The sequence below is a fragment of the Thalassotalea castellviae genome, from assembly GCF_031846185.1.
Lineage (GTDB): Bacteria > Pseudomonadota > Gammaproteobacteria > Enterobacterales > Alteromonadaceae > Thalassotalea_H > Thalassotalea_H castellviae.
In genome coordinates this window covers 50,635-70,252 of sequence record NZ_JAVRIF010000007.1, presented here as the reverse complement: position 1 = coordinate 70,252, position 19,618 = coordinate 50,635, and the positions used below count along the sequence as shown (strand labels likewise).

The window sequence follows — 19,618 nt, the reverse complement described above, 5'->3', positions numbered from 1 at the left end:
CTATCTATTTAAATTTTAAGGCAATGTTATCTTCACCCAACAAAATATTTAATTGATGCAATAATGCATCTGCTGGAGTAACTCGCCATTGTACGCCCAATTCTAGCATAGCTTGTGCTTCATCTCTTTGATAAAAAACACGTATCGGACAAGTGCCATCTTTATACGGTGTCAGCACTTGCGTTAATTCTTCAATAAAGGTCTGTGAAATAGCATTTCGATCCACCTGTAAATCCAACGAGGTTACATAATTTTCACGGGCATCTGCAATTGTCATGATATCTCGGCCGGTCATTGTAAGGCCTCCGGAGTAATCATCAAAGCTGACCTGTCCACTACAGACTAAAATTGCGTCGGTAACCAGTAAATCGGCAAAGGTATCATAGTCATCAGGAAATAACCTTACATCCATTCTGGCACTTTTATCATCTAGGGTTACCAATGCCCAGCGACGACCTCGTTTGTTTACTAATACTCGAACGCCAAGTACTAATCCGACGGCAGTAGCGGTTCTATCTTTGCCCGTGGGCTGCATACCAACCAATCTGGCTGAAGCATATTTTTTAATCTCAGATAAATAGCGATTGATCGGATGCCCTGTGAGATATAAACCTAAGGTTTCTTTTTCGCCATCAAGCCATACTTCTTCTTGCCACATAGGTACATCTTTAAAGGCTTGACGAGTATCTTCTGGCTCTTCATTGATCAAACCAAACAAATCGTCTTGCCCTAACGATTGTGCTTTAGCGTGCTGTTCTGCTGCTTTAATAGCGTCAGGTAATGTTTCGAATAACGCCGCACGATGCGGACCTTCTTTACCATTAGGATTGACTTTAGGACCAAGCGCATCCATCGCACCTGATTTTATCAACCTTTCTAAGACACGTTTATTGGTTTTCTTTAAATCAAGTCGCGCACAAAAATCAAATAAATCGACAAAGTCACCGCCTTCTTCTCTAGCAGCAATAATGGCTTCAATAGGCCCCTCTCCGACACCTTTAACGGCACCAATACCATAAACGATTTGATTGTCATCATTAACGGTAAATTTGTACTGACCACTATTGACATCAGGCGGCAGTAAATCAATGCCCATGTTTTTACATTCATCAACTAAGGTGACGATTTTATCAGTGTTATCCATATCAGCAGACATCACGGCAGCCATAAATGGTGCTGGATAATGCGCTTTCATCCATAATGTTTGATATGACACTAACGCATATGCGGCGGAGTGAGACTTGTTAAAACCATAACCCGCGAACTTTTCTACTAAATCGAAAATTTTCATCGCAAGTTCGCCATCAACACCACGATTGATCGCACCTTGTTCAAAACCTGCACGTTGTTTGGCCATTTCTTCAGGCTTTTTCTTACCCATAGCACGACGTAGCATATCAGCACCGCCGAGTGTATAACCAGCAAGTACTTGAGCAATTTGCATGACTTGCTCTTGATATAAAATAATACCGTAAGTCGGTTCTAATATTGGTTTCAGATCTTCGTGCTGCCAAGTTGCGTCAGGATAGCTAACCTCTTCTCGACCGTGTTTACGTTCAATAAAGTTATCTACCATCCCTGATTGTAAAGGGCCGGGTCTAAACAGTGCTACTAAGGCGATAATATCTTCAAAACAGTCAGGCTTTAGTTTATCGATAAGTGACTTCATGCCACTTGATTCAAGCTGGAAGACCGCTGTAGTTTCCGATTTCAATAACAATGAAAACGACTTTTTATCATCGAGTGGAATTGAAGCAATATCAATGGGTTCTTTACCCGCTTTTAACAGTTTGCTATCAGCCATTTCTATGGCCCATTGCAAAATAGTTAAGGTTCTTAAACCTAAGAAATCGAATTTTACTAAGCCAGCATCTTCAACGTCATTTTTATCAAATTGGGTAACCGGGTTTTTCCCTTCATCATCACAATATAATGGTGCGAAATCAGTTATGGTAGTGGGTGAAATCACCACACCACCCGCATGTTTACCTGCATTTCTTGTTGTGCCTTCCAGTATACGGCACATATCAATTAAATCTTTTACTTCGTTATCTTGAGCATAAGCTTCAGGCAGTTTTGGCTCTGCTTCAAAAGCTTTAGCCAAAGTCATGCCCGGATCAGGCGGCACCAATTTTGAAATACGATCAACAAAACCGTATGGATGGCCTAATACACGGCCAACATCACGAATTACCGCTTTTGCCGCCATCGTTCCAAAAGTGATGATTTGCGATACCGCATCTCGGCCATAAAGCTCTGCGGTATGATCGATGACTTCATCTCGCCTATCCATACAAAAATCCACATCGAAATCAGGCATAGATACCCGTTCAGGATTCAAGAAACGCTCGAATAGTAAATCATATTCAAGTGGATCTAAGTCGGTGATTTTTTGTGCATATGCCACCAACGAACCCGCCCCCGAACCACGACCTGGACCTACAGGGATATTGTTATCTTTACTCCACTGGATAAACTCCATAACGATCAAGAAATACCCCGGAAACCCCATGTTATTAATAACATCGAGTTCGGTTTTTAAGCGTTCATCATATGGTTTTCTTTTCTCGGCAAAGTCGGGGGCGTCTTTATCAAATAAAAATTCAAGACGCTCTTGTAAACCGTCTTCAGAAACTTTCACGAGGTAATCTTCTATCGATAACCCTTCGGTTGGAAAGTCTGGTAATACATATTCACCAAGTGTGACAGTAACATTACAACGCTTGGCAATTTCTATCGTATTTTCAATGGCTTCTGGAATGTCTTGAAATTGCTCAATCATTTCCTCTTCTGTGCGAAGGTATTGTTCTGGACTATATTTTTTAGGTCGACGTTTATCATCTAAGGTAAAACCATCGTGGATGGCGACTCGGATCTCATGAGCATCGAATAAATCAGCAGAGAGAAACACCACTTCATTGGTGGCCACCACTGGCAAATGTGTATTTCGAGCGAGTTCAACCGCTAAGTGCAGGTAGTTTTCTTCATTTTCGCGACCCGTTCTAATTAATTCTAAATAAAAATGATCTGGAAAATATTGTTGATAAAACGCGACCATTCCATTAACGAGATCATGATTACCTTTAACGAGTGCGAGACCAATATCCCCTTCTCTACCGCCAGATAATAAAATTAATCCTTCGGCATATTCAATTAACCAGTTTTTGTCGATTACCGCTTTACCTTGAATGTGACCTCGTAAATACGCTTTCGACATTATTTCTGTTAAATTTTTATAGCCTTTGTTATTTTTAGCGAGGATCACTAAACGAGATAATTCATCGCCAAGTTCGTCACTTTTTACCCAAAAGTCACTACCGATGATTGGTTTTAAACCTGCGCCATGCGCCGCGTGATAAAACTTAACCAGACCACACATATTCGTTTGGTCTGTTAACGCTATGGCAGGCATTTTATGCTCTGCCGCTTTAGCAACAATGGGTTTGACTTTATTTAGGCCATCACACATCGAAAAATCACTATGCACCCGAAGATGAACAAACTTAGGCGCTTGTTCGTTGGTGGTTTCTTCGGACTCTACAGACTGATGTTCTAATTCGGACATTTTTGATTCTACAACGCTATATTTTTATTAGAGATGATTAGAGATAACAGCAGCTACGGGTTTAAAACTTTTTCGATAACAGTCTAACACACCGTATTCAATTATCTTCTCTAAATGTGCTTTTGTTGGATAACCTTTGTGTTGTGCAAAACCATACTGGGGATAACATTTATCTAACGCTATCATTTCGTCATCTCGAGCGACTTTGGCGATAATTGATGCAGCACTTATCTCTGCCACTCTCGCATCCCCTTTGACGACAGACTGACTCGTAATTTGGCCACTTTCATGATGAAAACTCGGTGAACGGTTGCCATCCACTAGCACATAATCAGGTTCAATCGTTAACCCTTGTACGGCACGTTGCATCGCTAACATGGTGGCATGTAAAATATTTAAGGTATCAATTTCTTCAGGTGTCGCACGGCCAATCGACCACGCCAGCGCTTTTTCTTTAATTTCTTCGGATAACGTTTGGCGTTTTTTCTCCGATAACTTTTTAGAATCCATTAAACCCTCAATAGGATTATCGGGATCTAAAATCACGGCAGCAGTAACCACATCTCCAACTAACGGTCCTCTGCCAACTTCGTCGACACCAGCAATACAATAAGCAATGGGGTATTCAAAAGGCGCCATTTCAGCTTTCACTTTAGTCATGTACGTTTTACTCGTTAACGGTTGAAATAACGTGAGAAAAATTATCTGGCAATAAATTTATGACCGCTTCGGCAGATTTTTCACTAGCATTTTGCTGTAAGCTTTGATGAATAGTCATAAATGCTTGATTGAGCTCAGATTGATCTTTGTATAACCTTTCCTTCACTAACGGTAATATGTTTTCAACACATACATCTTGTTGTAATAATTCAGGCACTAAGGTTTTATTCGCTAATAAATTTGGTAATGAAAACCACTCTAGCTTAACCATTAATTTCGCAATGATGAAAGTAACAAAGTTAAATTTATAACAAATAATCATCGGACGTTTTATCAAGGCGGCTTCAAGGGTAACCGTACCTGATGCGGTTAATAGGCAATCACTTGCGGCCATCACTTGTTGAGTGTTATTGATAATCACTTGTACCGGCAAATCAGGCGCAATGTCATTTTTAAGTTGATTAAACTGCGCAGCTCTTTTTTCACTGATCAAAGGGGCCACAAAAATCAACGAATCGTCTTGAATTAATAACTGCTGTGCTGTTTGTAAAAAAGGTGCCACTAAACGTGATAATTCACCGCCACGACTTCCCGGCATCAATGCGAGTATTTTACTTTTCTCGGGAAGTGACAGTTCACTTCTTGCTAAAGCTTTATCGGACGTTAATGGAATATCATCGGCTAAAGGGTGCCCAACAAAAGTACAAGGCACATTGTGTTGATCATAAAAGTTTTTTTCAAACGGTAATAAAGACAACACCATATTCGTGGCTTTAGCTATCTTAAAAATACGTTTTTGTCGCCAAGCCCAAACGCTGGGGCTGACATAATGAACCGTTTTGATCCCTTGCTCTTTTAATTGTTGTTCTAAACGTAAATTAAAATCGGGCGCATCAATGCCAATAAAGACATCGGGGTTATTAGCAGAAAAATGATCTACAAGGCTATCTTTGACATGAAATAGACGTTTTAACCGTCCTAATACTTCGAAGATCCCCATCACGGAAAGCTCTTCCATATCAAACAAACTTTCAAAACCAAGCGCCAACATTTTGGGGCCACCAATGCCAATAAACTTGGCATTCGGGAATCGTTTTAAAAGCGCGGTCATAAGACCTGCGCCTAAGGTATCACCCGAATGTTCGCCGACAACGATGGCAAACACAGGAGATTGAGCAGCTGGTGTTTTAATGTCAGTATCTGAATTCATCATTCAGACGTTTAACGGATAATTCCGCGTTGTGAAGATTCAATAAAATCAGTAAATAGTTGTAGTTCTCGACTATTTTCACTGCCTTCTTTTATCTCTTTCATTGCCACTTCAACCGTCAAACCTTGACGATAAACTTTACGATAAGCTTGTTTGATACTGCGAATGGTTTCAGCCGTAAAGCCTCTTCGTTTTAAACCTTCTGCATTTAAGCCATAAGGTTTCGCTGCATTACCTGAAGCCATCACATAAGGAGGAATATCTTTTAGTACTAATGAAGTAGCAGCGACAAAACTATGCGCACCAATATGACAAAATTGATGTACACCAGACATACCGCCTAATATAGCATGATCACCAACATGAACATGCCCTGCAATTGACGCATTATTCGCTAAAATACAGTTATTACCCACCATACAATCATGAGCAACATGTGTGTATGCCATAAATAAATTATTATTGCCTATCTGCGTGATGCCTTTATCTTGGATCGTGCCACGGTGAATCGTACATGATTCACGAAAAACATTATTATCACCAATAATTAATTCCGTTGGTTCTCCAGCATATTTCAAGTCTTGACAATCTTCACCAATAGAAGCGAATTGAAAGATACGGTTACCTTTACCCATTCGAGTCGGGCCGTTAATCACCACATTAGCACTAATGTGACAATCATCCCCTATCACGACATTTTTACTGATATATGTCCAAGGTCCGATAGTGACATTGTTGCCAATGACCGCACCTTCTTCAATGATTGCTTGTTCATGAATCAAATGAATTTGCTCCTATTAAGCGATTACAACTTACGACGTGCACACATTAAATCGGCAGAGCAGACAACTTTGCCATCAACTTTTGCTTCGCCGTAAAATTTCCACATGCCTCGACGTTCTTTAACAAATTCCACATGTAAATGCATGGTATCCCCTGGGACTACTGGCTTTTTAAACTTGGCATTATCAATAGATGCGAATAAATACATTTCATCATCTTCACGCCCTTGTGTAGTTTTAAAACCTAGTACGCCGGTTGCTTGTGCTAACGCTTCAAGAATGAGTACGCCTGGAAAAATAGCTAACTCAGGAAAATGCCCTGTAAAAACAGGCTCATTAAAGGTGACATTTTTAATAGCGTGTAACCATTTACCTGCTTCGTAATCTAACACACGATCGACAAGTAACATCGGGTAACGATGTGGGATTAATGTTTGAATTTCTTGAACATCAATAACGTTTTTTTGCGATTCCAAATCACTGTCCTTCTTATTGACTGAGTAGCAGCGAAAGTTAAATGCGTAATAAATTTACGACGAACTTTCGCCTTTTAATAAAGATATTTCTTTTTCTAATGCTTTTATTTTTTTATTGGTCGACTCAAGTTTACGTATTCTTGCATTGGTTTTTTGCCATTCTTTATTCGATTGAACAGGTAAACCAGATGAGTATACCCCACTTTCTGTGATGTTTTTAGTCACCATTGCAAAGCCTGTAAAGACACAACCATCAGCAACAGTAATATGACCATTGATGCCAACCATTCCTGCAATCGTACAATTTTTACCTATCACTGTACTACCAGCAATCACACTACATGCCGCCATGGCAGTATTTTCGCCAATAACCACGTTATGCGCAATTTGTATTTGATTATCTAAGATCACACCATCATGAATAATCGTATCGTCTAACGCCCCGCGATCAATGGTAGTGCTTGCGCCTATTTCAACATTATTACCAACAATCACTGAGCCTAATTGAGGTATTTTAAGCCAATTTCCCTGATGATTTGCATAACCAAAGCCATCAGAGCCGATAACCGTATTCGCCTGAATTAAACAGTTCTCGCCTATTTCAACTCGATGATAAATAGATACATTGGCCCAAAGGGAGGTTTGTTTACCTATTTTAGCCTGCTTGCCAATAAAGCAACCGGCACCAATCGATACCCCCTCAGCTAATTCAACACCGGACTCAATAACGGCATTTGCACCGATGGAAACATTCGCCCCGATAATTGCACTTGCATCGACTACTGCAGACGGATGAACGTTATTTGCAGTTCTTGGCGTTGTATCTAATAGTTGAGCAAGTAGTGCATATCCCATATAAGGATTAGCCATCACTAATGCATTGGTATGACAATCAGCGAGGCAATCTTCAGTGATAATAACGGCACTTGCTTTGGTTTCACTTAATTGCTGACGATATTTCACATTCGACAAAAAAGCAATTTGACCAGCTTTTGCATTTAATAAAGTGGCAATACTATTAATTAAACAAGTGTCATCTCCGTGAACACTCGCGCCTATTTTATCGGCAAGTTCTTTAAGTGTATAACTCATCTATCGCGTTTTCTTCATTAAAGGGATTTAAGTGTTCAATAACTAGTTTAAGCTATTAATTATTGAAAAAGAAATAAAAAGATACGTTACTTTGACAAAGTAACGTATCTTTAAAAATTTAGCTTTTTAATTAAAATAAATAACCTGACATTAAGTAGGTGAGTTTATTATTTAATTTTGCTCACTTGCTCAACGACTTGATCAGTAATACTAGTTTCTGGTTTAGCAAATACTACCGCTTTTTGTTCAAGTACTAAGTCATAATTACCTTTTGCCGCAATACCATCAATCGCTTGACGAACTAAAGCAACAATTTTATTTGTTTCTTCATTTTGGCGAGCACCAGCTTTTTGCTGTAAGTCTTTACCTTTTACTTGGTAGTCTTGGTAAAAAGTCGCAATTTTCGTATCTAGTTCTTCAATTTCTTTTTTACTCATTAAAGAAGAGTCACGTTGTTTCTTTTCTTGGTAATACTTAATATCTTTTTCAAGTTGAGTAAGTTCTGCTTTAGCGTCTTTAAATTCAGCTTCTAAGCTTTGCATAACAGCAGCAGTTTGTGGAATTTTACCCATAACTTCTTGGAAATTAACCACGGCAATTTTTTGATCAGCAGCCATTGCTGCACTTGATAATAAAGCCCCTGATGCAACTGTTGCTAGCGCAATTGATTTAAATAGTTTTTTCAATTTCTTCTCCTAACTTAAAGATATTCTTTACACATTTTTAATTATATTGGGATCGATTAGCCGTTTAAAAGGTTTGACCGATATTAAAGTTGAAGAATTTGGTGTCATCACCCTCTTCTTCTTTTAGCGTCTTAGCAAAACTAAAGATCATTGGCCCCATTGGCGACAACCACTGAACAGACAAACCTGCTGAAGCACGATATCTTCCGACATCAGAATAGTCATCAATTTTAGCAAATTCTTTTGGTGCTAGATCTCGATAATCATTCATATCAAATTCTGTATCCCAAACATTACCAGCATCAACGAAGAAACTTGTCCGCACACTATTCGTAAAACCTTCGTCTAAGAATGGTGTTGGTACAATCAATTCTATACCTGCCAATGCAATAGCATTACCACCGACGGAACGTTGAGAACCATTCACAACATCGTGATCTGGTCCTAAACAACAACCGCCACCGCCAAGGGCATCAGGTGTGCCGGGGATAGATGTTGGGTAACGGAAGATAGCACGAGGACCGACAATATTGGTTTCAAAACCACGTAAGGTATCCGAACCACCACCTGCTCTAAAGTTTTCCCAAAATGGTAATACTTGGTCATTACCATTGATACTATCATACCCATTACCATAACCTAATTGTAAGCTTGTTTTAAAGCTCCAACCTCTGGCAATAGGGAAATACCATTTAGTATCTAAATTGATCTTAAAGTAATTGGTATCTGAATTTGGTGTCGTCATTTTATAAGATAAACTTTGCTGCGAACCTGCGGTTGGGAAAGTACCACGGTTTAAAGTACTACGTGAGATAGCAGCGGTTATATCAAAGTTATCAAATTTTAAACCTGCGTCAGGATCATTTGGATCTGAATATAATTCATAAAAGCTTTGAATTTGCTCATAAGTTTGTAAACGAGTAATACCATTACTCTTGTAGCCAACACCAAAATTCAAACGTACATATTCGTTGATTGGAAAACCAAAATTTAAACCAACGCCATAAGTTTTATTATTATATTCAACTAAGTTTGCACTACCCGCATCAAACTCATTGTAGAAAATAGAACCACCTAACGAAATCGCATCAACCGTAAAGTATGGGTCAGTGTAGGACATATTAATACTGCGTGAATAACTAACGGTATTAATATTGACCGCTAAACGATTACCAGTTCCTAAAAAGTTATTTTGTTGGATACCCGCGTTCAAACTTAATTTAGTGGTTGAACCATAACCAATACCCGCAGTAAAAGAGCCGGATGGTTGTTCTTTAACGGTATATTCTATATCAACAAGATCATCTTCTTCTGGTAGTTGAATAGTTTCAAATTCAACTTCTTCCATATAAGGTAAACGTTGTAACCAGGCTTTAGAGCCTTCAACTAAACTATTGGATAACCACGCACCTTCCATTTGACGCATCTCACGACGAAGTACGCGATCTGCGGTAACATGATTACCTTTGAAATTAATACGATTAACATAAATTCGCTTACCAGGATCGACTGAGATACTTAGTTTGACGGTTTTATCTTCTTCATTGATTTCAGGAATGGTCGTTACTTTAGGATACGCATAGCCAAAACGACCTAAAAATTTACTGATCGTTTCTTCGGTATAAGTTACTTCAGCGCCGTTATATAATTTATCAGCACGCAACGGATTGATCGCTCGAATGGTGCCTTCAAAGCCTGCCATATCACCAACAAAATCAACTTCACTCACAGTATATTGCTCACCTTCAGTTACGTTGAGCGTAATATACACCGCTTTTTTATCAGGAGTCATGGAGACTTGTGTTGAATCAACTTTATACTGTAGGTAACCGCGATCTAAGTAGTAACTTTCTATGGTTTCCATATCGCCTTGCAGGGTTTGCTTTTGATAGCGATCTTGCGCCATAAAATCCCACCAAGGAGAGTCAAAGGTTAGCTCTGCTTTATCTAACAATGTTTCATCAGAAAATATTTCATTACCAACAATATTTATTTGTTGGATAGAAGCTGCATCACCTTCAGTAAAAACAAACTTCAAATTCACACGGTTACGAGGCAAATGAGTTATTTCAGCTTTAACATCAGCATTGTATTTACCCACACTGTGATAAAAATCTTCTAAACCAACTTCTAGACCCGTAATAACAGTTTTATCTAACGTTTCACCAACGCGAATATCGGAGCCATCAAGACTTTCAATTAACTGCTCATCTTTAAGATCACTGTTACCTTCAAAGGTGATTTCACTGATAGTTTCACGTTCTCTCACTTTAAAAATAACGCGTTGACCATCTCTAAAAACAGCAATATCGTTAAAGTGACCTGATTTATATAAGGCTTTAATTGATTGTGAAATGCGGAAATCATTGAGTGTATCACCGACATTAAAAGGTATATGAGTTAACGCTGCACCTAATGCAACACGCTGTAGACCTTTAACTTGAATATCTTCTACTTGAAATTCTTCTGCAGCTTGAGCTGTTGTACCTAAAGTACCTAACAGAACCGCTAGGGCAATTTTTTTAATCATCATAAAATATAAACTTAACTACTTCTTCTTATTTATAATCGCGATAAATCGTTAAACAATGCGATACTCATTAACCCTAATAACGCTAGTGTACCAAATTTAAATCCAATTTCTTGAATTTTTTCTGGCACTGGTCTACCGGTAAAAAGCTCTATAACGTAATAAACTAAATGCCCGCCATCAAGTACTGGCACAGGTAAAAGGTTTATTATCCCTAAATTAATACTTATTAAGGCTAAAAAGCCTAAAAAATATACCAATCCATAACCCGCATGATCACCAGCACCTTGTGCGATTGAAATCGGGCCACTTAAATTTTTAACTGAAACATCGCCAGTGATTAATTTACCAATCATCTTAAAACTCAAGACAATCAGCTGCCATGTTTTATCTAAACTCTGACTGATGGCATCAATAGGCCCATAAGATAATTCAAATTGATATTCTTTTGGGTATGGATCAGACTTTGACGCTAAGCCTAAATAACCTATCAACTGCTCATTTCTTTCAATGCTATCTGGAATCGCAGTCAATTGTTCAATACGACCTTCACGTTTAACTTCAATCACAATTTCTTGGTTAGGGAATTGTTTAATTTGTTCAGAAAAAATTTGCCATTGGTTGTTTACCGCAATTCCATTAACCGATATTGGCTGATCACCGATTTTTAATCCCGCCCGTTCTGCTGGACTATCTTTAGCAATAACCACAATTTCATTATGAACTTTTGGTCTAAATGGCATTAAACCAATACTTTCAATAGCGGAAGTTTTTTCTGGTGAAAACTGCCAATCACGGGTATCTAGTTGGTGACTTACCGCTGATGCGCTGTCTTTGTTTACCGTTTTAATCACTAAACGAGGTTCGCCAATATTCGCTACTAAGGCTAAATTCACATCTTGCCAATCTCGTGTGGCTTGTCCTGCTATCTCGACAATTTCACTTTGACTCGTGATTTGTCCTTTCGCAGCGATCGATTGTGGTGTTACTTCTCCAACAATGGGCTTTACGCTAGGCATACCTAATAGAAACATTAAGTAAAAAGCAAAAATTGCAAAAACAAAGTTTGCTAAAGGGCCCGCAGCCACTATCGCAATACGCTGATAAACTGTTTTACTGTTAAAAGTTTTATCTTTATCTTGGGGAGCAACTTCATCAACTCGCTCATCAAGCATTTTAACGTAGCCACCTAAGGGAATAAGCGCAACCACATATTCTGTCCCTTGTTTATCTGTTTTGCGCCAAATAGCTTTACCAAAACCGATAGAGAAACGTTCAACTTTAACTTTATTTCTTCTAGCCACCCAAAAATGGCCGTATTCATGCACGGTTATTAAAATACCTAATGCAATAATAAATGAAGATAAATTCCAAATAAAATCAATCACTAAACTATATTACCTTATCTTCATTTAAACGATTTTTACCCGTTAATTGTTTGACAATTTCTTGAGCATATTCTCTGGCTGACATATCTAAAGAAAGTACTTCATCAATATTTACTATCCTTTCTGAGACAAATTTTTTCACAGAAGTTTCATTTATTTTATAAATATCAGTAAATTTTATCTGATTGTTCAAAAAGGCATCAACGGCTATTTCATTTGCAGCATTTAAAGCCGTACAAGCACCTTGTCCTTGCTTACACGCTTCTATAGCAAGTTTTAAATTAGGGTAGCGTTCAAAATCAGGTTGTTCAAAATCGAAGGAAGGTGTATTAAAAAAGTCTAATGGCTCAACTCCCGCTTCAATACGCTCAGGAAATGCTAATGCATGCGCTATGGGTGTTCGCATATCAGGATTACCCATTTGTGCGATAACCGAACCATCTTTATATTGAACCATTGAATGGATAGTACTTTGGGGATGAAGCACAACTTGAATATCGTCAGCTTCAACATTAAAAAGCCATTTGGCTTCAATAAACTCCAATCCTTTATTCATCATGGTGGCTGAATCTACCGAAATTTTTCTACCCATTTCCCAATTGGGATGCGCACAAGCTTGATCAGGCGTAACGGCTGTTAACTCATCAATAGCTTTCGTTCTAAAAGGTCCACCTGAGCCGGTCAGTAAAATTTTACTGACGCCATTTTCACTTAATTGACAAGTCCCGACATTTTGCTGCGCCATACTTGGCAAACTTTGAAAAATAGCATTGTGTTCACTGTCGATAGGCAATAACTCAGCGCCAGAGACTTTAACGGCATCAATAAATATTTGCCCAGATGTCACTAAGGCTTCTTTATTAGCCAATAAAACTCGTTTACCTTTTTTCACAGCGGCTAATGTTGGCATTAATCCCGATGCTCCAACAATAGCGGCCATGACCGTATCTATCTGATCTGATTGAGCAATCGTAGTTAAAGCATCGATACCTGAGAGTACTTGAATTCTATCGAGCCCTAAAGCGGATAACTTTTGAGTAAGTAGTTTTGCGGATTCTTGACAAACCATCACCACAACGCTTGGACTAAATTCACGGCATTGAGCTAATAACTGCTCAACATTTTTATTGGCGGACAAAGAATAAATGGAAAATTTTTCAGGGTGAAGCCTGACAACATCTAAGGTATTAACACCAATAGAGCCCGTTGAGCCTAATATACAGAGTTTACGCTTTGTCATGAATAAAATAACCTACCAACCCAGGTATGCATAACATAACGCATAAATAGGAGCTGTAGCGGTTAAACTGTCAATTCGGTCTAATATCCCACCATGACCGGGTAAGATGGTACCACTGTCTTTTATACCCGCTTGACGTTTAAACATACTTTCATTTAAATCCCCTAAAACAGAAATAGTAGTGATGATAACCGTGACACCAAGTACTAAAATAAATTGTTGCTGTGTCCAACCCAAATTAGCGCCAGCAATGGCTACTAAAATACATGCAAAGATTACCCCGCCAATAAAACCTTCCATTGTTTTACCTGGACTAACATTAGGCATTAACTTATGTTTGCCAATAGATTTACCGACAAAATAAGCGCCAACATCAGCACTCCATACCATTAGGAATAAAAACATGATCAGTTGTGCGCCTTGATAAGGATCTACTTCATAATCATTCGCTCTTAAAACGACAAACGCTAACCAAGTTGGAACAAGCGTTAACCAACCAAAGACTCCGCGAATAGAACGATGACTTGACCAAAAAGCACTATAGCGAGGATATAAGAATGTTAAAGCAGCTGATAATAACCACCACGCGACGGCAACCCATAAAATTGCCTGAATAGTTGAATTTAGTTCCGCTTGCGCATCCCATAAACTCATTAAGGGGAAATAATACCAAATGGCTTTAATTAGAATAATCGTTGTAAGCACAAAGGCGATACGACGACGTTTATTTTCAAAGCCCATTAAAGGACCCCATTCCCATGCACCAATAGCCATCACGGCGGCAATGAAAATAGAAAAGTATTCTAGCGACATATAAAATATAGCTGCAATAGCCAATGGCGCTAATAATAATGCTGTTATAATACGTTGTTTTAACAAACGAAACCCTTTTATAAATTTTAGTTTTTAGATTTTATTTTTTTATTCACTACGTTTAACTTGTTCGCCTGTTTGACCAAAACGTCTTTCTCGCTGATCAAAACACGCCATAGCGTTAAGTAACTCTTTTTCCTGGAAATCAGGCCATAATACTTCGGTAAAATAAAACTCTGCATAGGCAGCTTGCCAAAGTAAAAAGTTACTAATACGATAATCGCCCCCAGTTCTGATCAATAAATCAAGTTCAGGTAAACCCGCTAAACTTGTTTGTTGATCAAATGATTGCTCAGTAATATCGTCAACGGACAACTCGCCATCGCTTACTTTTTGAGCGAGTTGCTTAGCCGCATGGGTAATATCCCAACGGCCGCCATAGTTAGCAGCGATAGACAGTACCATATCATTGTTGTTTTTTGTTAATTTTTCTGCTTCGTTGATTTTATTAATCAACTTATCTGAAAATCGACTAACATCGCCTATCACTTGAAATCGTATATTGTTTTTATGTAGTTTCTTAACTTCACGCGTTAAAACATACATAAAAAGATCCATTAATACACTGACTTCTTTTTCTGGTCTTTGCCAGTTTTCACTACTAAATGCAAAAAGAGTTAATGCTTTCACACCTTGCTTTCGTGCCGTAGATACCACAGCTCTAACCGACTCAACCCCGTTTTTATGTCCAACTACCCGTGTTTTGCCACGCTGTTGTGCCCAGCGCCCATTACCATCCATTATAATGGCAATATGTTTTGGAATAGCTGGATTATTTTCTGCTCGTTGTTGTTCGATCACACAAACTCCACTCATCAAACTTTTCTATCGCTAAATAAAAACGCCGTATTAATGTACATTAAATACGACGTTTTCAACTGATGTGATGAATTAAATTTCCATCAATTCAGCTTCTTTATCCGCTAAAATAGCATCAACTTGTTTAATATAAGTATCAGTAATTTTTTGTATTTCATCTTCCACTTGATGCATTTCATCATCACTGATTTCTTTTTCTTTGTTTAATGATTTTACATCTGAATTCGCATCACGGCGAATATTACGGATGGCAATCTTACTGTTTTCACCTTCACCTTTAACCACTTTAACTAAATCACGACGACGCTCTTCAGTTAACGGAGGTAACGGAATACGAATTAGTGTGCCTTGTGACATAGGGTTCAATCCTAAATCAGATGACATAATGGCTTTTTCTACCGCACTGATCATTGATTTATCAAACACTGTCACAGCAATAGTGCGTGCATCAGGAATAGAAATATTGCCCACTTGGTTCAACGGAGTATCAGAGCCGTAATATTCAATGGTAATATTATCAAGTAATGACGCATGCGCTCGACCCGTTCTTACTTTATTTAAATTGGTTTTAAACGCTTCAATACTTTTGCCCATTCTTTCTTGAGCATCTTGTTTTATTTCATTTAACACTTTGATAATCCTTAAAACTAATTACTTAAAAATACTAATCTAAATTTTTAGCGTGGTCGATGATTGTGCCTTCATCTTCGCCCATAATAACGGCTTTTAATGCACCAGGTTTATTCATATTAAATACACGGATCGGCATATTGTGATCACGTGCTAGAGTAAAGGCAGCTAAGTCCATTACTTTTAATTCTTTTTCTAATACTTCTTGATAAGTTAAGTGACTGTATAATTCAGCGCTAGGGTCTTTAACAGGGTCTGCTGAATAAATACCGTCAACTTTCGTTGCTTTTAAAACAACGTCAGCTTCAATTTCTATGCCTCGTAAACATGCGGCTGAATCGGTTGTAAAAAACGGGTTACCCGTACCCGCACTGAAAATAACAACGCGACCTGATTTTAATAAACTTATCCCTTCAGCCCAATTATATCTATCACAAACACCGGCTAAATCAATGGCTGACATTAAACGAGCATTCACAAAAGCACGATGAAGTGCATCACGCATCGCTAAACCATTCATCACGGTAGCTAACATGCCCATTTGATCACCAACCACTCGGTTCATTCCTGCTTCAGCAAGCCCTGCACCTCTAAATAAATTACCACCGCCAATGACTAAACCAACTTGAATCCCCATTTCAATTAGCTCTTTAATTTCTTGAGCCATACGGTCTAAGATTTTCGGATCGATACCGAAACCTTCATCCCCCATCAGGGCTTCACCACTAAGTTTTAAAAGAATTCGACGATATGTAGGTTTTGGGTTGATGCTCATAGAGTATACATTCCTGATCTGAATTATAGATATAAAAAAGCCGCGGTCGAAATTAACCGCGGCTATTTTAATACGTTTATCGCACTATCGAAAGTCAAAAGTGCAAAAACTCACTTTTATTATGCTTTACCTACAAAAAACGCCTACTATGTAGACGTTTTTATATTCAAGATTAGCGATCCAATACCTTTGATATTACTCGCAAATCAAGTCAGAAGAACTTAAGCTTTAGCCGCTGCAATTTGCGCTTCAACTTCAGCCGCAAAATCTTCTTCTTTTTTCTCGATACCTTCACCAACTTCTAAACGAACGAAGCTAGAAACAGTTACGCCTTTCTCTTTTAATACATCACCAACAGTACGCTTAGGTTCCATAATGAAAGCTTGACCCGTTAAAGAAACTTCACCTGTAAATTTCTTCATACGACCAGTAACCATTTTTTCAGCGATTTCAGCAGGTTTCCCTTCATTCATCGCCATTTCAATTTGGATACGCTTTTCATTAGCAACTACATCAGCAGGAACGTCATCTGGTGTTAAGAATTCTGGCTTGCTTGCAGCAACGTGCATTGCAATGTGCTTAAGAGACTCAGCATCACCTTCACCAGCAACAACAACACCAATAGTAGCACCGTGCTTATATGAAGCTAAAGTAGTACCTTCAACATAAGCTACGCGACGAACATTGATGTTTTCACCAATTTTAGTCACTAAAGCAATACGCTCTTCTTCGAACTGTGCTTGAAGCTCTTCAATAGTCGCTTTAGACGCAGCTGCAGCATCAGCAACTTTGTTAGCAAATGCTAAGAAGTTGTCATCTTTTGCTACGAAGTCAGTTTGACAGTTAACTTCTACTAAAGCGCCATCTTTAATGATGATTTGACCTTCAGCAGCGATGTTACCTGCTTTTTTAGCTGCTTTTGCTTGACCAGACTTACGCATATTTTCAATCGCAAGTTCCATATCGCCGTTAGCTTCTTGTAATGCTTTTTTACAATCCATCATGCCCGCAGCTGTGCGTTCACGAAGTTCTTTAACCATTGCAGCAGTAATTGCCATGAGTTAATTCCTCAAATCTGTTACCCCTAACCTTTCATTTAAAAGTTTAGGCATAAGTATTAAATAAGTTGCCACGAAAGCAGAAAGCGAAAACGCCTGCTTAGGTGGCAAATGCAAAATAAAACGATGTTTTAAGTATTAACTGAAATTATTCAGCTTCTACAAAACCGTCTTTTTCAGCTTGTACAACGATGTCTTTTTCACGACCTTCAATAACAGCATTTGCTGCAGAGTCAGTGTATAAAGTAATTGCACGGATCGCATCATCATTACCAGGAACGATGTAATCAACACCATCTGGGTTTGAGTTTGTATCAACTACAGATATTACAGGAATACCTAAGTTGTTAGCTTCTTTGATAGAAATGTGCTCGTGATCAGCATCAATGATAAATAAAGCATCAGGTAAACCACCCATGTTTTTAATACCACCAAGACTTTTGTCAAGCTTTTCCATTTCACGTGTACGCATTAACGCTTCTTTTTTAGTAAGCGCTTCAAAAGTACCATCAGAGCTTTGAGCTTCTAGATCTTTTAAACGTTTGATTGATTGACGAACTGTTTTCCAGTTAGTCAACATACCACCTAACCAACGGTGATTAACGTAAAATTGATCACATTTGATTGCAGCATCTTTGATTGCGTCGCTAGCAGCACGTTTAGTCCCTACGAATAAAACTTTACCTTTTTTAGATGAAACACCTGATAAAAAGGCTAAAGCATCATTAAACATTGGAACAGTTTGCTCTAAGTTAATGATATGAACTTTGTCACGAGCACCAAAAATGTAAGTTTTCATTTTTGGATTCCAGTAACGAGTTTTGTGACCGAAGTGAACACCGGCTTTTAGCATGTCGCGCATTGAAACGTTTGGCATAATATTTTCCTTTGGGGTTAAGCGTTCATACACCCAATATATTCGACCCATAGCACTGTTTTAAAACAGTAAACTTGAGCACCCCGATATATCTTCTATAGGTATATGTGAATTTATAGTACGTACCAATATATGGCACAGTTAGTCGTTCAACCTAAGTAGCCAAATAAATACTTCTTTAAAGTAAAAAATATAAATTTGTCTAACTTAAATTTAGCGGCGCACTTTATACCATAAAGCACAAGAATTAACCACAGTTTTTACTAAAAATTTCAAATATAAGGCTAGGTTTATTGTCTCAGAGAAGTTAAAATTCGCAGGTCTTTTATTTTTACAGGTTAAAAAATATGTCTAGCGAGCTTTTTTTCATTTACGATTCTCATTGTCCGTGGAGTTATGCCACTACAGCGCTTGTGAAAAATATCGCTGCAGCTTTTCCTGATATGCCCATCCATTTGATGCATTGTGCTTATTATGATGGTGAGAATAAAGTTGATTTATCTACTATAAAGGCAGTGAAAGACTTAAGTGATGTATCCTTTAGCCAAGCCTATTTAAATAGTTTAACTGAATATAAAGATTCGACTTTAGCGGCCAATTTATTAACTTGGGTTCAAAACAAATCAACTAAACATGCGTTAGATTTATTAATTTCTCTACAGCATGCGCATTTTGAAGCCGGCAACCCATTAACAGATAAAGATGAAGTGCAGCCGTTGATTGACGTGTTAAAGCTATCCCCGCCTGCGAAAGCTTTAAAAATTGAAAAGTTGACCAAAGACGCAGAGTTTACATTTCACGATATTACTGAATTACAAGAAGTCATAGGCACCAATGCAATACCAGCTTTGCTATTAGCGCATAATGACACCCTCATTTTACTTAATCACAACTTGTATCTTGATAATCCTGAAAAAATTGTTGAGGCCATTAATACTGAGCTAAAGTCAAACTAAA

The 19,618-nt window shown here is 38.3% G+C and carries 17 protein-coding genes; 1 reads left to right on the top strand and 16 read right to left on the bottom strand.

Translation table 11 applies throughout. The features are described from left to right. Window positions 1-4: 4 nt before the first annotated feature. From dnaE to rpsB, 16 genes are all read right to left on the bottom strand, one after another. Window positions 5-3,565 (bottom strand): DNA polymerase III subunit alpha, encoded by a 3,561-nt coding sequence (gene dnaE, locus RM573_RS12790; protein WP_311582644.1) that lies wholly within the window; start codon window positions 3,563-3,565, stop codon window positions 5-7. Window positions 3,566-3,592: 27 nt separating this feature from the next. Then, window positions 3,593-4,225, bottom strand: coding sequence for a ribonuclease HII (gene rnhB, locus RM573_RS12785; RefSeq protein WP_311582641.1), 633 nt, complete (start codon window positions 4,223-4,225; stop codon window positions 3,593-3,595). A gap of 7 nt (window positions 4,226-4,232) precedes the next feature. Continuing rightward, window positions 4,233-5,438, bottom strand: coding sequence for a lipid-A-disaccharide synthase (lpxB, locus tag RM573_RS12780; protein ID WP_311582638.1), 1,206 nt, complete (start codon window positions 5,436-5,438; stop codon window positions 4,233-4,235). Between the two features lie 8 nt (window positions 5,439-5,446). After that, entirely contained in the window at window positions 5,447-6,217 is a 771-nt protein-coding gene (gene lpxA / locus RM573_RS12775; protein ID WP_311582635.1) for an acyl-ACP--UDP-N-acetylglucosamine O-acyltransferase, read from the bottom strand. Window positions 6,218-6,240: 23 nt separating this feature from the next. After that, window positions 6,241-6,693 (bottom strand): 3-hydroxyacyl-ACP dehydratase FabZ, encoded by a 453-nt coding sequence (gene fabZ, locus RM573_RS12770; RefSeq protein WP_311582632.1) that lies wholly within the window; start codon window positions 6,691-6,693, stop codon window positions 6,241-6,243. 54 nt (window positions 6,694-6,747) lie between these two features. Continuing rightward, a complete protein-coding gene (lpxD, locus tag RM573_RS12765) occupies window positions 6,748-7,785 on the bottom strand; it encodes a UDP-3-O-(3-hydroxymyristoyl)glucosamine N-acyltransferase (RefSeq protein WP_311582629.1) in 1,038 nt (345 codons plus the stop codon). A gap of 167 nt (window positions 7,786-7,952) precedes the next feature. After that, window positions 7,953-8,471: an OmpH/Skp family outer membrane protein gene (locus tag RM573_RS12760; RefSeq protein WP_311582626.1), complete on the bottom strand. Its 519-nt coding sequence runs from the start codon at window positions 8,469-8,471 to the stop codon at window positions 7,953-7,955. Window positions 8,472-8,535: 64 nt separating this feature from the next. Next, window positions 8,536-11,004, bottom strand: a complete 2,469-nt coding sequence (gene bamA, locus RM573_RS12755; protein ID WP_311582623.1) for an outer membrane protein assembly factor BamA — start codon at window positions 11,002-11,004, stop codon at window positions 8,536-8,538. A 29-nt stretch (window positions 11,005-11,033) separates the two neighbouring features. Beyond that, a complete protein-coding gene (gene rseP, locus RM573_RS12750; protein WP_311582620.1) occupies window positions 11,034-12,389 on the bottom strand; it encodes a sigma E protease regulator RseP in 1,356 nt (451 codons plus the stop codon). A 4-nt stretch (window positions 12,390-12,393) separates the two neighbouring features. Further along, entirely contained in the window at window positions 12,394-13,629 is a 1,236-nt protein-coding gene (gene ispC / locus RM573_RS12745) for a 1-deoxy-D-xylulose-5-phosphate reductoisomerase (protein ID WP_311582617.1), read from the bottom strand. 12 nt (window positions 13,630-13,641) lie between these two features. Beyond that, entirely contained in the window at window positions 13,642-14,508 is an 867-nt protein-coding gene (locus tag RM573_RS12740) for a phosphatidate cytidylyltransferase (RefSeq protein ID WP_311582614.1), read from the bottom strand. Between the two features lie 42 nt (window positions 14,509-14,550). After that, complete coding sequence (gene uppS / locus RM573_RS12735) at window positions 14,551-15,318, bottom strand: undecaprenyl pyrophosphate synthase (RefSeq protein ID WP_311582611.1); 768 nt, start codon at window positions 15,316-15,318, stop codon at window positions 14,551-14,553. Window positions 15,319-15,393: 75 nt separating this feature from the next. Continuing rightward, the gene (gene frr, locus RM573_RS12730) at window positions 15,394-15,915 is read right to left on the bottom strand and encodes a ribosome recycling factor (RefSeq protein ID WP_432280243.1); all 522 of its coding nucleotides are present in this window, start codon (window positions 15,913-15,915) and stop codon (window positions 15,394-15,396) included. Between the two features lie 70 nt (window positions 15,916-15,985). After that, a complete protein-coding gene (pyrH, locus tag RM573_RS12725) occupies window positions 15,986-16,726 on the bottom strand; it encodes a UMP kinase (protein WP_303452880.1) in 741 nt (246 codons plus the stop codon). Between the two features lie 221 nt (window positions 16,727-16,947). After that, entirely contained in the window at window positions 16,948-17,784 is an 837-nt protein-coding gene (gene tsf, locus RM573_RS12720; RefSeq protein ID WP_311582606.1) for a translation elongation factor Ts, read from the bottom strand. A 148-nt stretch (window positions 17,785-17,932) separates the two neighbouring features. Beyond that, a complete protein-coding gene (gene rpsB / locus RM573_RS12715; protein WP_303452882.1) occupies window positions 17,933-18,661 on the bottom strand; it encodes a 30S ribosomal protein S2 in 729 nt (242 codons plus the stop codon). 347 nt (window positions 18,662-19,008) lie between these two features. On the opposite strand from rpsB, the gene RM573_RS12710 reads away from it, so the two are divergent. Continuing rightward, on the top strand, window positions 19,009-19,617 hold the full coding sequence (locus RM573_RS12710; protein WP_311582603.1) for a hypothetical protein: 609 nt from the start codon (window positions 19,009-19,011) through the stop codon (window positions 19,615-19,617). Window position 19,618 lies beyond the last annotated feature (1 nt).